At 72.0% G+C, this 14,286-nt stretch carries 14 protein-coding genes; 3 read left to right on the forward strand and 11 right to left on the reverse strand.

The genetic code is table 11. The annotated features are described in order from the left end of the window. Nucleotides 1–355: 355 nt before the first annotated feature. The 7 genes from K7787_RS10860 to clpS all read right to left on the reverse strand — a co-directional run bounded on the left by K7787_RS10860 (nt 356) and on the right by clpS (nt 5,235). Complete coding sequence (locus K7787_RS10860) at nt 356–1,306, reverse strand: PLP-dependent cysteine synthase family protein (protein WP_164388183.1); 951 nt, start codon at nt 1,304–1,306, stop codon at nt 356–358. Between the two features lie 17 nt (nt 1,307–1,323). Beyond that, on the reverse strand, nt 1,324–1,602 hold the full coding sequence (locus tag K7787_RS10865) for a MoaD/ThiS family protein (RefSeq protein ID WP_009188847.1): 279 nt from the start codon (nt 1,600–1,602) through the stop codon (nt 1,324–1,326). Between the two features lie 116 nt (nt 1,603–1,718). Beyond that, nucleotides 1,719–1,814, reverse strand: coding sequence for a putative leader peptide (locus tag K7787_RS32415; protein ID WP_325099915.1), 96 nt, complete (start codon nt 1,812–1,814; stop codon nt 1,719–1,721). Between the two features lie 100 nt (nt 1,815–1,914). Continuing rightward, on the reverse strand, nt 1,915–2,337 hold the full coding sequence (locus K7787_RS10870; RefSeq protein ID WP_009188848.1) for a M67 family metallopeptidase: 423 nt from the start codon (nt 2,335–2,337) through the stop codon (nt 1,915–1,917). Nucleotides 2,338–2,472: 135 nt separating this feature from the next. Beyond that, nucleotides 2,473–3,894, reverse strand: a complete 1,422-nt coding sequence (locus K7787_RS10875; RefSeq protein WP_043260884.1) for an amino acid permease — start codon at nt 3,892–3,894, stop codon at nt 2,473–2,475. A 378-nt stretch (nt 3,895–4,272) separates the two neighbouring features. Next, complete coding sequence (locus K7787_RS10880) at nt 4,273–4,878, reverse strand: DUF2017 domain-containing protein (protein ID WP_009188850.1); 606 nt, start codon at nt 4,876–4,878, stop codon at nt 4,273–4,275. Nucleotides 4,879–4,917: 39 nt separating this feature from the next. Continuing rightward, entirely contained in the window at nt 4,918–5,235 is a 318-nt protein-coding gene (gene clpS, locus K7787_RS10885; RefSeq protein WP_009188851.1) for an ATP-dependent Clp protease adapter ClpS, read from the reverse strand. Between the two features lie 195 nt (nt 5,236–5,430). Here clpS and K7787_RS10890 point away from each other — a divergent pair, with 195 nt between their 5' ends. Beyond that, complete coding sequence (locus K7787_RS10890; RefSeq protein WP_009188852.1) at nt 5,431–6,777, forward strand: nicotinate phosphoribosyltransferase; 1,347 nt, start codon at nt 5,431–5,433, stop codon at nt 6,775–6,777. Nucleotides 6,778–6,857: 80 nt separating this feature from the next. Next, a complete protein-coding gene (locus tag K7787_RS10895) occupies nt 6,858–7,445 on the forward strand; it encodes an isochorismatase family protein (RefSeq protein ID WP_019980622.1) in 588 nt (195 codons plus the stop codon). 320 nt (nt 7,446–7,765) lie between these two features. On the opposite strand, the gene K7787_RS10900 is transcribed toward K7787_RS10895, so the two are convergent. Together K7787_RS10900 and K7787_RS10905 are read right to left on the reverse strand one after the other, a co-directional pair. Next, nucleotides 7,766–8,116: a hypothetical protein gene (locus K7787_RS10900; RefSeq protein WP_009188854.1), complete on the reverse strand. Its 351-nt coding sequence runs from the start codon at nt 8,114–8,116 to the stop codon at nt 7,766–7,768. A gap of 121 nt (nt 8,117–8,237) precedes the next feature. Continuing rightward, nucleotides 8,238–10,586 (reverse strand): immune inhibitor A domain-containing protein, encoded by a 2,349-nt coding sequence (locus K7787_RS10905; RefSeq protein ID WP_223001277.1) that lies wholly within the window; start codon nt 10,584–10,586, stop codon nt 8,238–8,240. 396 nt (nt 10,587–10,982) lie between these two features. Between K7787_RS10905 and K7787_RS10910 the strand changes: the two genes are divergently transcribed. Beyond that, a complete protein-coding gene (locus K7787_RS10910; RefSeq protein ID WP_223001278.1) occupies nt 10,983–11,324 on the forward strand; it encodes a hypothetical protein in 342 nt (113 codons plus the stop codon). 112 nt (nt 11,325–11,436) lie between these two features. Here the strand turns inward: K7787_RS10910 and K7787_RS10915 are convergent, their stop codons facing one another. Together K7787_RS10915 and K7787_RS10920 are read right to left on the reverse strand one after the other, a co-directional pair. Then, entirely contained in the window at nt 11,437–12,261 is an 825-nt protein-coding gene (locus tag K7787_RS10915; protein WP_223001279.1) for an RDD family protein, read from the reverse strand. A 110-nt stretch (nt 12,262–12,371) separates the two neighbouring features. Beyond that, entirely contained in the window at nt 12,372–14,078 is a 1,707-nt protein-coding gene (locus tag K7787_RS10920; protein ID WP_223001280.1) for an RDD family protein, read from the reverse strand. Between the last annotated feature and the right edge of the window lie 208 nt (nt 14,079–14,286).

A 14,286-nucleotide genomic window follows, 5' to 3' on the forward strand; every position in this document is an offset into this window, starting at 1 on the left:
GGTCGGGCAGGCCCGTGACGCGCGTAGCGGCGGCGAGACCGCGCAGTCATGAGCATGACACTCAGACACCTTCGTCCTGCCGATGAGCGTGACATGACAGGTGCGGTAGGAACGTAGCCCCGGCCCGAGGGCGACCGGCAGTGGCGGAGGGAATTCTTTGCCCCTCCATAGGATGCGGTTGGCCGCCTCGTGGGAGGGGGCTGGCGCGTCCTTGATTCAACGACCGAGGAGCCGGCGGCCGAGAAGCCGACAGCCGAGGAGCCGGCGACCGGGCGCGGGCCCGGCCGGCTCGGCGCCGGGCGCGGACGGGCGCCCGGCCGGGGTCAGGCCGGCGCCCGGCCAGGGTCAGCCGGGGTCAGGCCCAGAGCTGGCCCTGGAGCGTCTCGATGGCCTCCTCGGTGGTGGCCGCGGTGTAGACGCCGGTGGAGAGGTACTTCCAGCCGCCGTCGGCGACGACGAACACGATGTCGGCGCTCTCGCCGGCCGTGACCGCCTTCTTGCCGACGCCGATCGCCGCGTGCAGCGCCGCGCCCGTGGAGACGCCCGCGAAGATGCCCTCCTGCTGGAGGAGTTCACGGGTGCGGGTGACCGCGTCGGCCGAGCCGACCGAGAAGCGGGTGGTGAGGACGGAGGCGTCGTACAGCTCGGGGACGAAGCCCTCGTCGAGGTTGCGCAGGCCGTAGACCAGGTCGTCGTAGCGCGGCTCGGCGGCGACGATCCTCACATCCGGCTTGTGCTCGCGCAGATAGCGGCCGACGCCCATCAGGGTGCCGGTGGTGCCGAGGCCCGCGACGAAGTGCGTGACGGAGGGGAGGTCGGCGAGGATCTCGGGGCCGGTCGTCGCGTAGTGGGCGCCGGCGTTGTCCGGGTTGCCGTACTGGTAGAGCATCACCCAGTCCGGGTGCTCGGCGGACAGCTCCTTGGCGACCCGTACGGCGGTGTTGGAGCCGCCGGCGGCCGGCGAGGAGATGATCTCCGCGCCCCACATGCCGAGCAGGTCCCGGCGCTCCTGGGAGGTGTTCTCGGGCATCACGCACACCATGCGGTAGCCCTTGAGCTTGGCCGCCATGGCCAGCGAGATGCCGGTGTTGCCGGAGGTGGGCTCCAGGATCGTGCAGCCCGGGGTGAGCCGGCCGTCCTTCTCCGCCTGCTCGATCATGTGCAGGGCGGGGCGGTCCTTGACCGAGCCGGTGGGATTGCGGTCCTCCAGCTTCGCCCAGATGCGGACGTCGGCGGACGGCGAGAGCCGCGGCAGGCGCACCAGAGGGGTGTTGCCCACCGCGGCCAGCGGGGAGTCGTAGCGCATCGCTGCTCAGCGGCCGATCAGCGCATGCCGCCGGCGACGGCCGGCAGGATCGTCACGTTGTCGCCGTCGCCGAGCTTGGTGTTGATGCCGTCCAGGAAGCGGACGTCCTCGTCGTTCAGGTAGACGTTGACGAAGCGGCGCAGCTGGTCGCCGTCCACGATGCGGGCCTGGATGCCCGGGTGCCGGGTCTCGAGGTCGGCGAAGAGCGCGGCGAGCGTCTCCCCGTTGCCCTCCACCGCCTTCTGACCGTCGGTGTAGGTGCGGAGGATGGTCGGGATGCGGACCTCGATGGCCATGGTGGCGGGCTCCTGTCAGGAAGGATGTCGTCGGTTCGGGTGGGCGCGCGATCGGGCTCCCGGCCGTCGGGCGCCGGGCTGGGCCGCGGCGCACGGCCGTACGGCGGCAGGGAACATCAACAGATGGCGCTGTTCAACCTGCACAGGTCGACGTGCAGCCGCGCCACGAGCAGCGTGCCCGGGAGGTCGTCGCTCACGTCGTTCAGAACCATGCGCTCATCGTAACGATTCCCGGGCCCCGGCCCGGAGTGTGATCTCGCCCCTCGGACAGATTTCATCCAGCCCGCGAGACCCGAGGGGTCCGGCGCCCGCTCAGTAGGCCTCGACGACCTTGACCTCCTCCTCGGTGACCTCGCCCTCCACGATGCGGAACGAGCGGAACTGGAACTCGCCCGCGCCGTCGGCGTCCGCGGTGGAGACCAGGACGTAGTGGGCGCCGGGCTCGTTGGCGTAGGAGATGTCGGTGCGCGAGGGGTAGGCCTCGGTCGCGGTGTGGGAGTGGTAGATGACCACCGGCTCCTCGTCGCGGTCGTCCATCTCGCGGTAGAGCCTGAGCAGGTCCTGCGAGTCGAACTCGTAGAACGTGGGCGAGCGGGCGGCGTTCAGCATCGGGACGAACCGCTCGGGGCGGCCGGCGCCCACGGGCCCGGCGACCACGCCGCACGCCTCGTCGGGGTGGTCGGCGCGCGCGTGCGCGACGATCTGGTCGTAGAGCGACTGGGTGATGGTGAGCATGCGGCACAGGATAAGCAGGAGGGCCGTTCCGTACCGGGGAGTGGTACGGAACGGCCCATATCGCGGACGCCTTGAGCGGCGGCGGGAGCGGCTTCCACGAGTATCCGCTCCCGCCGGACGTCCACGCTGGAGGGGCTACCGCCGGTTGAAGGCGGCGGCCTCCGGGTTGCGGCGCTTGAGCACCAGGTAGGAGACGGCGAGGATCAGGCCCCACAGCGGCGCGCAGTACAGCGAGACGCGGGCGTCCTTGTCGATGCCCATCAGCACGATGACCATGCCGATGAAGGCGAGCGCGAACCAGCTCGCATACGGGGCGCCGGGGGCGCGGAACTCCGACTTGGGCAGCTCCCCGCGGTCGGACTTGGCCCGGTAGCGGATCTGGCAGACCAGGATGACGATCCAGGCCCACATGCCGGAGATGGTGGCGAAGGAGACGACGTAGTCGAACGCCTTGCCCGGCCACTGGTAGTTGATCCACACGCCGACCAGCATCAGCGCGGCGGAGAACGTGGTGCCGATCAGCGGGGTGCCGCTGCGGGTCAGCTTGGTGAAGAACTGCGGGCCCTGGCTGTTGAGCGCGAGGTCGCGCAGCATGCGGCCGGTGGAGTACATGCCCGAGTTGCAGGAGGACAGGGCGGCGGTGAGCACCACGAAGTTCACGATGCCGGCGCCCGCGGGCAGGCCCATCTTCTCGAAGGCGACCACGAAGGGGCTCGCGCCGGCGTGGAAGCTCGTCCACGGCACGACGGACAGGATCATGATCAGCGCGCCGACGTAGAAGACGGCGATGCGCCACGGCACGGTGTTGATCGCGCGGGGCAGCACGGTCCTGGGGTCCTTGGACTCGCCCGCGGTGACGCCGACCAGCTCGACGGCGAGGAAGGCGAACATGACCATCTGCAGCGTCATCAGCGTGTTGCCGACGCCGTGCGGGAAGAATCCGCCGTCGCTCCACAGGTGGGTCATGGAGGCGGTGTCACCGGCGTCGGAGAAGCCGATGGTGAGGATGCCGGCGCAGATCAGGATCATGCCGATGATGGCGGTGACCTTGACCATGGAGAACCAGAACTCCAGCTCGCCGAAGAGCTTCACGGAGATCAGGTTGGCGCCGTAGAGCACGACGGTGAAGATCAGCGCCGACACCCATTGCGGGATGTCGAACCAGTACGTCATGTACGCGGCCGCGGCGGTGACCTCGGTGATGCCGGTGACCACCCAGAACAGCCAGTACGTCCAGCCGGTCACGAAGCCCGCGAAGGGGCCGATGAACTCGCGCGCGTACTCCGAGAAGGAGCCGGAGACCGGGCGGTACATCAGCAGCTCGCCGAGCGCCCGCATGATGAGGAAGATGACGAAGCCGGCGACGGCGTACGCCAGGATCAGGCTGGGGCCCGCCTTGGAGATGCCCTTGCCCGCGCCGAGGAAGAGACCCGTTCCGATGGCGCCGCCGATGGCGATCATCTGGATCTGCCGGGCGCCGAGACCGCGGTGGTAGCCCTCGCCGTCCTGCACGGCCTCTTCGCCGGATTGTGCTTGTTTGACCTGCGCTGAGGTCATGCGTGGTGCGCCTTTCTCCATGCCGACCCGGACCGTTCGTCGGCCGCGGATCGGGTTTCGATCCCCCCGGATGATGGAGTTGAGCGCCCCCGGACCTGCCCGGGCTCGCTCAGCCTGGCCGGCGGTCGCCGGCTCGGTGGCGCACCCGGCTGAACGTGGGTGGTGTTCGCCGGGCGGTCGTGAAGATGTACCACGCCCGGGCCGCTGATCGCAGGTATCGACTGTGACCCACGACACGGAAGAAAACGGACAAGACCCGCACCAAAGCGACCATAGAGGTCACAAAGGTGACGGGATCGTTATCCGGATTTGAGCGTCCTCTGAGCGAACACCCAATCGGCGCAAACCGGTGGATCTCGGGGCGGTGGAGTGCGGATCTCAGGGCAGCAGGGTGGAGACCAGGGTCTCCTGGAGCCCGCCGAGCCACAGATACGCCATCACCATCGGCTTGCGCGGGTCCTCGTCGGGCAGCGCGTACAGCACGTCGGCGTCGTCCTCGTCGGTGATGTCCAGCCGCGCCGCGATGGCCAGCCGCAGGTCGTTCAGCGCGCCGAGCCAGCTCCTGGACTCCTCCGGCGACAGCTTCAGCACCGCCGCTCCCCCGCCGCCGGAGGACAGCTCGTCCAGCGTGCGGATCACCGCGAGGGCGTTCTCCCGCTTGCCGGCCCGCAGGTCGTTCTCGGTGTAGCGGCGGAACTCGGCGGAGTGGTCGCGCCGCTCGGCGGCCTCCCGCTCGGTGGCCGGCGCCTGCTCCGGGTCGGTGTAGGCGTCCGGGAACAGGCGCTTGAGGACCGGGTCGGAGGGCGGCTCGCTCGGGCCCTCGGCGAACAGCTCGGCCAGCGGGTCGGCCGGGGCGTCCTCGGCCGGCCCGGGGCCGATCAGCTCAAGGAGCTGCACGGCCAGCGAGCGGATGATGGAGATCTCTACGTCGTCCAGGGCGACGGCCGCGCCGCCGCCGGGAAGCGGTTCGAAGTGTCCTGGCATGAAGAGGGTCGCTACTTCCGGTCCGGGCGGTCTGGCGGGCTACTTGCGGTCCTGCTGGAGGGTGGCCCACAGACCGTAGCCGTGCATGGCCTGCACATCCCGTTCCATCTCCTCGCGACTCCCGCTGGAGACGACCGCCCGCCCCTTGTGGTGGACGTCGAGCATGAGCTTGGTGGCCTTGTCCTTGGAGTAGCCGAAGTACGTCTGGAAGACATACGTCACATAGCTCATGAGGTTGACGGGGTCGTTGTGGACGATCGTCACCCAGGGGACGTCCGGCTCGGGTACGGCGAACACCTCTTCCGCCGACTCGGTCTTCTCGATCTCGATGGGTGCGGCTGCCGTCACAAGGCCCATGCTGCCACCACAGGGGGGTAGGAGCACAAACGAGCAGGGCCGGGGGCGGGCCGGGGACGAGCCGGGGACCCTAAATCGTCAGACTGACGAAATGGGAGTACGATCCTTCGCCAGGCGGCTCACGCCGGGGACCGACCCCCGGATTCCAGGTGCGCGGGCGCCTCGAACCGCAGGATTCACGGCTAGGAGAGTTTGGTGGGCGTAGCGGACCTTGGGCTGCCGGTCGATGTTCCCTCGACGGCGCTCTTCACCGATCACTACGAGCTGACCATGCTGCAGGCGGCGCTGAAGGCCGGGACGGCCGAGCGGCGCGGGGTCTTCGAGGTCTTCACCCGGCGGCTGCCGCACGGGCGGCGCTACGGCGTGGTGGCCGGGACCGGGCGGGTGCTGGACGCGGTGGAGAACTTCCGCTTCGACGCCGGCGTCCTCGGCTATCTGCGCGAGCGGCGGATCGTGGACGAGACCACCCTGCAGTGGCTGGCCGACTACCGCTTCAGCGGCGACATCTGGGGCTACCCCGAGGGCGAGGTGTACTTCCCGGGCTCGCCGATCATGCGGGTGGAGGGGTCCTTCGGCGAGTGCGTGCTGCTGGAGACCGTGATCCTGTCCATCCTCAACCACGACTCGGCGATCGCCGCCGCCGCCTCCCGGATGGCCTCGGCCGCCGGCGACCGGCCGCTGATCGAGATGGGCGCCCGGCGCACCCATGAGCTGGCCGCGGTGGCCGCCTCCCGCGCCGCCTACGTCGGCGGCTTCGCCTCCACCTCCGACCTCGCGGCCGGCTTCCGCTACAACATCCCCACCGTCGGCACCTCCGCGCACGCCTTCACCCTGCTGCACGACCGCGAGCGCGACGCCTTCCAGGCGCAGGTCGACTCGCTGGGCCGGGACACCACGCTGCTGGTGGACACCTACGACGTCACCGAGGCGGTCCGCACCGCCGTCGAGGTCGCCGGTCCCGAGCTGGGCGCCGTGCGCATCGACTCCGGCGACCTGCTGCTGGTCGCCCATCGGGTGCGCCAGCAGCTGGACGAGCTGGGCGCCCACGACACGAAGATCGTCGTCACCTCGGACCTGGACGAGTACGCCATCGCCTCCCTGGCCGCCGCGCCCGTGGACGCCTACGGGGTGGGCACGCAGCTGGTCACCGGCTCCGGCCACCCGACCGCCTCCATGGTCTACAAGCTGGTCGCCCGCGCCGAGTCCGCCGATCCGAAGGCCCCGCTGAAGCCGGTGGCGAAGAAGTCCAGCGGCGGCAAGACCTCCGTCGGCGGCCGCAAGTGGGCGGCCCGCCGGCTGGACGCGGACGGCGTCGCCGAGGCCGAGGTCGTGGGCACCGGACCGGTCCCCGCCCACCTGGCCGGCCGGCAGCTGCTGGTCGAGCTGGTCAGGGGCGGCGAGGTCGTCGGACGCGAGCCGCTGGACGCCGCCCGGGACCGGCACGCCGCCGCCCGCGCCGGGCTGCCGCTGTCCGCGACCCAGCTCTCGCGCGGGGAACCCGTCCTTCCGACGGAGTACGTGACCGAGGGCTCGGGTAACTAAAGCGGGTGCCCGTCCGAAAACGTACGCCCGGCCCGCGCCGGCCCCGACAGCCCTGACCCGACAGCCGAAGGACACCCACCATGCGCCGCGCACTGATCGTCGTCGATGTGCAGAACGACTTCTGCGAGGGAGGCAGCCTCGCGGTGGCCGGCGGTGCGGACGTCGCCGCCGCGATCACCGAGCTGATCGGTCAGGCGCCGGCCGGCTACCGGCACGTGGTGGCCACCCGCGACCACCACATCGCGCCCGGCGGGCACTTCGCGGACGACCCCGACTACGTGACCTCCTGGCCCGCGCACTGCGTGGCCGGCACCGAGGGCGTGGGCTTCCACCCGAACTTCGCGCCCGCCGTCGCCTCCGGCGCCGTCGACGCCGTCTTCGACAAGGGCGCCTACTCGGCGGCCTACAGCGGCTTCGAGGGCTTCGACGAGAACGGCGTCTCCCTCGCCGACTGGCTGCGGGACCGGGAGATCGACGAGGTGGACGTGGTCGGCATCGCCACCGACCACTGCGTACGGGCCACCGCGCTGGACGCCGCCCGCGAGGGCTTCCGCACCCAGGTGCTACTGGACCTCACCGCGGGCGTCTCCGCCGCGACCACCGAGCGGGCGCTGGAGGAGCTGCGCGAGGCGGGCGTCGAACTGACCGGCAAGCCGGTCGTGGCGTAACCCGCGGCCCTTGCGGCCGACGGCCCCGGCTCACGTGACCCCGGCCCGCGTGACCCCGGCCCGCGTCACCCCGGCCCGCGTCACCCCGGCGCGCGTCACCCCGGCGCGCGTCACCCCGGCGCGCGCGGCCCCGGCTCGCCCGGCCCCGGCTCGCCCGGCCCCGGCTCGCCCGGCCCCGGCTCGCCCGGCCCCGGCTCGCGTGGCCCCGCGGCCCCGGCTCGCCCGGCCCTGGCGGTCCGCTGTCCGGCGCGCGTGGGCAGGCTCTGGCGGCCCGCGGTCCGCGGCGCGTCGGTCCCGCGCCGCGGGTCCGGCCGGACCGGCTAGACGCCCGCCCCGGCCGGGGTGTGGCGGCGCAGGAGGGCCCGGATCGGCTGCCACAGCTGCGGCGGGCCGGCGGCGGGGCCGACGGCGCCGTCGGGCGAGGTGCGCCATATCAGGCCGTCGGGGTGGTGCAGGACCGCGGTGATCTCGTCCGGGGTGGGCGGGGCGCCGTTGCCGCGCAGGTAGACCGCGCGCAGGCCGAGGTTGCGCAGCCTGGTCAGGGCGCGGGCGCGGTTGTGGGCGTGCACCAGCACCCGGACGCCGCCGGCGTCGCCGGGGGCGGTGCCGGGCAGGTTCAGGGCCACCACCACCCGGCCGTTCGGCAGCTTGCAGAAACCTCCTGCGGCCATGCGGTCACTTCCCCGTTCCGGTCGGTGTCAATAAGCGAGTCACAGCAGGCACCTAAACACGATCGGCGGCAACCCGCCAGGGGGTTGCCGCCGATACGTCTGTGACCTGCGCTTCTACCGACTACTTCGTCGCGCGGCCGACCTCGAGCTCGATCGTGGAGCCGTCCTTGGCCTCCTTGTTGATCTTGATCTTGGTGTTGGTGTCAGTGACCTTGACACCACCGGCCGGGTTCGCCGGGTCGTAGTAGGAGCTGGTGTGGTCGTTGAAGACCGACACGCCCTTCGACGACTTGATCTTCGTCGCGACGTCCGCCTTGTGCAGCGTGATGCCGTCGGTGCGGTACAGGCTGAACGGCGAGTCGTAGGCCTGGACGCGGTTGCGCATCAGGGTGCCGTCGGTCCACTTCAGCACGTTCGGGTGCGAGTCGATCGGCAGGATCAGACCGGTGCCCGGGTGGGTGCCGGTGTTGTTGTCCACCTGGGAGGTGTCCCACTTCCAGATCAGCAGGCCGTTCTGGTACGGGTAGTGCTCCACCCAGTCGGGGCGCTTGGCCGAGCCGAAGTTGTACGGGCCGGTCTTCAGCGTGGTGTCGTACGAGACGTACTGGCGGTTCTCGGCGATGTAGTACTGCTTGTAGTCCTTGGTGAAGGACGCGCCGATGCGGGAGAAGCCGTTCGCCGTCCAGGCCGCGTCCGCGCTCTCGGCGTCGTCGGCGAAGACGGTCGCGCCGTCCGCGGTCAGCGTGATCTCGTCGGCCGCGAAGCCCTTCAGCGCCACGCCGCCGTCCGTCTGGTAGCGGAAGCGGAGCTGGAACTTCTGGCCGGCGTAGGCGCCGAGGTCGTACGACAGCTTCTGGTAGGCGTCCACCGAGCCGGTCAGGGCCGGGGTGCCGCTGGCGTCACGCGGGATCGGCTGGCCGTTCTGGGTGCCGTCCAGGGCGGTCCAGTTGGCGCCGCCGTCGGTGGAGACCTCGGTGTAGAGGTAGTCGTAGTCGGCCTCGATGTCGTACCAGCCGTCGAGGGTGAGGGCGGCCGACGTCTTGCCGGTGAGGTCCACGGACCGGGTCAGCGTGTTCTTCAGGTCGTTGGCGCTGCCGCTCCACCACTGGGTGGCGCCCTGCGCGGGGGCGACGACCTCGGTGGTGACCGCCTTCTGGGGCAGCGAGACGACCAGCGCCTGCTTGTACTTGGTGTTGTACTCGGACACGCCCAGCTTGTGCCAGGAGCTGACGCCCGCCTTGGCGGTGTCGTAGTTCAGCCAGCCCAGCTGGAGCTTGTCCCAGGCGTTCATGTCGCCGGGCAGGTCGCCGATGGCGTCCTCGCCGCGGCCGAGCCAGGAACCGGAGGACATCAGGGTCCAGAAACCGGTGGAGTTCTCGCCGCCCGCGGTGTCGTACTCGTCGGGCAGACCGAGGTCGTGGCCGTACTCGTGGGCGTAGACGCCGAGTCCGCCGTTCTCCGGCTGGATGGTGTAGTCGCCGACCCAGATGCCGGTGTCGCCGACCTGCGCGCCGCCGAGCTTGTTGTAGTTCGGGCCGGTGGCGCCGGCGTCGGTGCCGAAGGCGTACCAGCGGTGCGCCCAGATCGCGTCGGTGCCCTGGACGCCGCCGCCCGCGGACTCGTCCTCGCCGGCGTGCACGATCTGGAAGTGGTCGACGTAGCCGTCGGGCTCGTTGAAGTCGCCGTCGCCGTCGTAGTCGTAACGGTCCCACTGGTCGTACTTGGCCAGGTCCGCCTTGATGTCGGCGTCGGACTTGCCGGCCGCCTTCTGCTCGGCGACCCACGCGTTCAGACCGTCGCTGACGACGTTCCACACGCTCGGGCAGTTGGTGGAGCCGCAGGCGTTGTTGCCGTAACGGGCCTCGTTGTAGGGGACCTTGACCCAGTCGGAGACCTCGCCGTCGACCGAGTAGCGGCCCGAGGACTGCTTCTCGTAGTACTTCTTGACCGACTCGGTGTTCTTGCCGGTGCCGAAGTACAGGTCCTGGAAGTGCTTCTGGTTGTAGTCCTTCTGCCAGGCCGTCGAGTTGTCCTTCTTGCGGTCCGGCGCGGCTATCTGGTTGTGCAGCGGGCCGGCGGCGCCGCCGTACTTGGGGTCGGTCTGGTCCCCGAACTCGACCAGGATGGTGAAGATCTTGTCGGTCTTCTCCCGCCCCAGCTCGACGTACTTGGTGTCGCCCTTCTTGCCCTTGAGCTGGACGACCTTGGAGCCGTTGCGGTCCTGGACCTTGCTGCGGCCCTCGATGACCTGGTTCAGCGCCTCCTGGCGCTGGGCCTCCTGGGTCTTGCTCAGCGGGCCGTCCAGGTCGTGCTTCTGCTGCTTCACCGGCTGCGGGTCATGCCGGTGCACGGTCGCGGAGGCGCTCGTGGCGGCGGCCTCCGCTACGGCGAACGTCGAGAACGCGGCGGTAGCCGACGCGAGCGCCACACCGATCGCGGCCGCTCTGAACGTCCAGGGTCTGCTGGTCACTTGTTGTCCTCCCCTGACGCGTGTCCATACGCGCGGAAGGGGGGATGGGTGAGGTGCGAGTCCGCGCGCGATCAACGCGTTTAGCCAAGTGACGCTATTTGACTAGAGGTTTACGAGAAAAGACAGACCTTGACTTGAACAGATCAAGTGCACTATGCGGAGCCGACGTTCGCTTTACGGACACGCGACCGCCGCCCGGGGTGCCCGCCGGGGGTCCGGCGTGACTCCGTGCGCCCCCTGTGCACCGGCACCGTGGGTTAGGTCACGCTTACCACGCGTTCCGCTCGGGCATGGAGGCGAATAGAGTCGACTGGCCGGACGCCCGGAATCGGCGGAACGCCAGGCCGTCAACGTCATCCCGTCGCACCCCGAAGACCTTCCGAGGACACGATTGCCATGCCTCGTCCGACCGCCGCACAGCTCGCCTACGGTTCCTGCACCGTGATCATGTCGACGCTCGCCATGCTGCTGCTGTCGCAGACGAGTTCGGGCGTGGGGATCGCCGTCATCGCCCTGGCCGCCCTCGCCCTGGGGCTCCTGGTCGCCCTGACCGTGCCGCTGCCCAAGGGACGGGAGGCGGCGGCCGGGGCCGCCGGGACGGCGACGGCTCCGGGGACCGCGGGGACCGTCGGGTCCGCCGGGGCCGGTGCGGCGCCCGCGCGGGTGTGGGCGCCGGAGCTGCGGGAGGCCGTCTCCGCGGGCGCGGAGTCGGGCCGGCGGCGGTCGCCGGGGGCCTGAGCCCGCGGTCGCCGGGGCCTGAGCCCGACGGGGCGCCCGGGTTCTCCCCTACGGGTGGACGACCTCACGGGTGGGCGACCTCACGGGTGGGCGACCGGGCGCCGCCCGCGCGTCAGTTCGTGCTCACCACCACCGTCTTCGCCGCCTTGTCGTGCAGGCCCTGCTTGTAGGGCCGGTCGAAGAAGCTCCAGCCGCCGCAGATCGCCAGCCACAGGCAGGCGCAGCAGAACCAGAACGGCACCCAGAGCACGGCGGCGCGGGCCAGCGAGGTCGCGACGGTCGGCGTCGAACCGTCGGACAGGTTCGCCACCCGCATCCCCAGCCACTGCTTGCCGAGGGTCTGGCCGCGCCGCGCGGTCATGAAGGTGTCGTAGGCGAGGTACAGCACCAGGCCGACCGCGGACTGGCCGAGTGACCTGCCGACCTCGATCTGGTCGGCGTCCATCGCGTACTCGTTGACGTGCAGGGCCCAGGTGACCAGCCAGGCGATGATGCCGATCAGGATCAGGTCGATGATCCGCGCGAGGGTACGGCGGCCGCTGTCCGCGAGCGGGGGCATGCCGGCGAGAGGGTCGTTCGGATACGGTCCGCCGCCGAAGGGTCCGCCGCCTCCGCCGTAGGGGCCACCCCCGAAGGGTCCGCCCCCGCCGCCGTACGGGCCCGCGCCGCCGGGTCCTCCGGGGCCCGTCCCGTACGGGTCGCCGCCGCCCGGTCCACCGCCGTAGGGGCTGCCGCCGCCCGGCCCTGGACCGCCCGCGCCGGGGCCGCCCCCGTACGGGTTGCCGCCGCCGGTCCCCGTGCCGCCGCCACCGGTGCCGCCGTCGCCCGCGCCGCTGCCGGGCGGGTGCTCGTCGTACGGGTTGCCGCCGCCCTGGGGCGGGGGCGGGGGTCCGGAGCCACGGGGTGGTTCGGAGCCGGGGGGCGGTTCGGTGCTCATGCGCCGAGTGGATCTCGAACCCGCCCGCGCCGCATCCGGCGAGCATCCGTACGGATGATCCCCAGGCCCTCCCCTACGCCGTCCCGGTCACCCCGCGCACGCCGTCCCCGTCACCCGGCGACGAACGTGTGCGCCGCCTTGTCGTGCCAGCACTGGTGCCACGGCCGGTCGAACAGGCACCACGCCACGCCCACCACCCCGATCACGAGGAGTCCGGGCACGCTGTAGACGAGCCAGCGGCGCAGCGCGGCCCCGAAGGTCGGCGGCTCGTGCGCCTCGATGTCCCGTACCTGGAGGCCGCACAGCTTCTTACCCAGGGTGCGGCCCCAGCGGGCGGTGGGCAGCGCCTCGTAGACCACGCCGAACAGCAGCAGCACGGCCAGCACGATGCCGAGGTAGGCGGCCGTCGTGCCGTCCAGCAGCCAGACGGTGACGGTCTGGCCGGACAGCTTCGCCGCGTCGATCTTCTCGTCGACGTGGTCGGCCGCCTTGACGCCGAGCGGCACGGCGGCCACGGCGGTGACGGCGCCGAGGACGACCGAGTCGACCAGCCGGGCGGTCAGCCGCTTGCCGAGTCCGGCGGGCCGGGCCTCCGCCTGGCGGCGCGCGGCGGCCTGGAACGGGTCCTCGACCGGCGGCTTCCAGGGCGCGACCGGCTGGTCCTCGCCCGCCCCGGCGAGCTGGTGCACCTGCTGCGCCCAGGACGCCTGCCCACCGCCCGGACCGCTGGTCACGGGAGCGGGCACGGCGACGGCCGGGGCGGGGGCGGGGGCGGGCGCGGACTGGGGCAGGCCGGACTGGTGGGGCAGCGAAGGGGCGGCCGGCGTGGCCGGAGCGGAGGGGATGGGGGGCGCGGGCGGCGCGGAGTGGGCGGCCGGAACGGCGGGGGCCGGTCCCGGCGCCGGCGCGGGTGCCTGTGCCTGTGCCTGTGCCTGTGCTTGTGCCTGCGGATGGTGCGGGGCCTGGCCCTGCCCCGCACCCTGCCCGGACCCCTGCCCCGCGCCCTGGCCCGGGACCTGGCCCTGCGCGGCCGAGGCGCGGGCGGCGGCGGCCTTCCCCGCGCCGAAACCGGGGGCGCCGGGCGACTCCGGGGCGCCGACGGGACCCTGCGGAGCCGGGCCGGCCGGCAGGGGCGATCCCTGCGCGGGCACGGACGGCGCCCCGGGGCCCGCCGGAGCGCCCCGCCGGGCGGGGCCGGGCACCGGGCGGAACGTCATGGTGCCGTCGTCGGCGCGGGGCCCTGCCGGGCCCGGGATGCCGGGTCCGCCGGGCGTCCGCCCCGGTGCGTCGTCGTCCGTGGGGCGGCGGAACACGAAGGTGCTGCCGGTCTCGGACCGGCCCTGCGCCGGGCCGTCCTGGCCGTGCGGCGCGTGGTGGCCCTGGTCGTCGCCCCGCGTCCCGGGCGGGGCCGCCGCCGGGCCGTCGGCGTGGGGCAGCCGGGGGTCGGCCGCCGCGGGCTCGCCCCAGGAGACCCGGCGGTCCTGGTCGCCGCCGAAGCCCGACTGCCGGGACCGGTCGGCGCCCCAGGCCGTCGCCGGTTCGGGTCGGGCGCCCGTCGCCGGGGCGGGGCCGGGCTCCTCGACGGGGTCCTCGTCGAAGAAGTGCGGGCCGGTCTCCTCCAGCGCGGGGGCCGCGGCCTGCGCGGGACGCACCCCGGGCGGCGGGCTGAGCGGCTCGCCGTCGGCGGGCGCCGGCCGGCTGGTGCCCGGCACCCAGGAGGCGCCGTTCCAGTACCGGACGTATCCGGGGATGGACGGGTCCGGGTAGTACCCCTCGCGGGGCCTGTCGTCACCTGGTGCCGGGGTTGGGGCGCTCATGTCCGTCGTCCCGTATCTGCTCGGGGGTCGTCTTGGGGGCCTCCACATCTATCAGACCCGCGCACCCCGTAGCGCCAGTCCCGCCGGACCCACTCCTTTCCGGGCAACCTCGGGCACGTACTTCACATCGGCGGAAGGAGGCGGAAGGAGGCGGAAGAAGGGGGACGCCAGGGGAAAGCCGAGGGAAAACCGGTCGGAAGCCGGGGGA

The organism is Streptomyces sennicomposti (assembly GCF_019890635.1).
Taxonomy (GTDB): domain Bacteria; phylum Actinomycetota; class Actinomycetes; order Streptomycetales; family Streptomycetaceae; genus Streptomyces; species Streptomyces sennicomposti.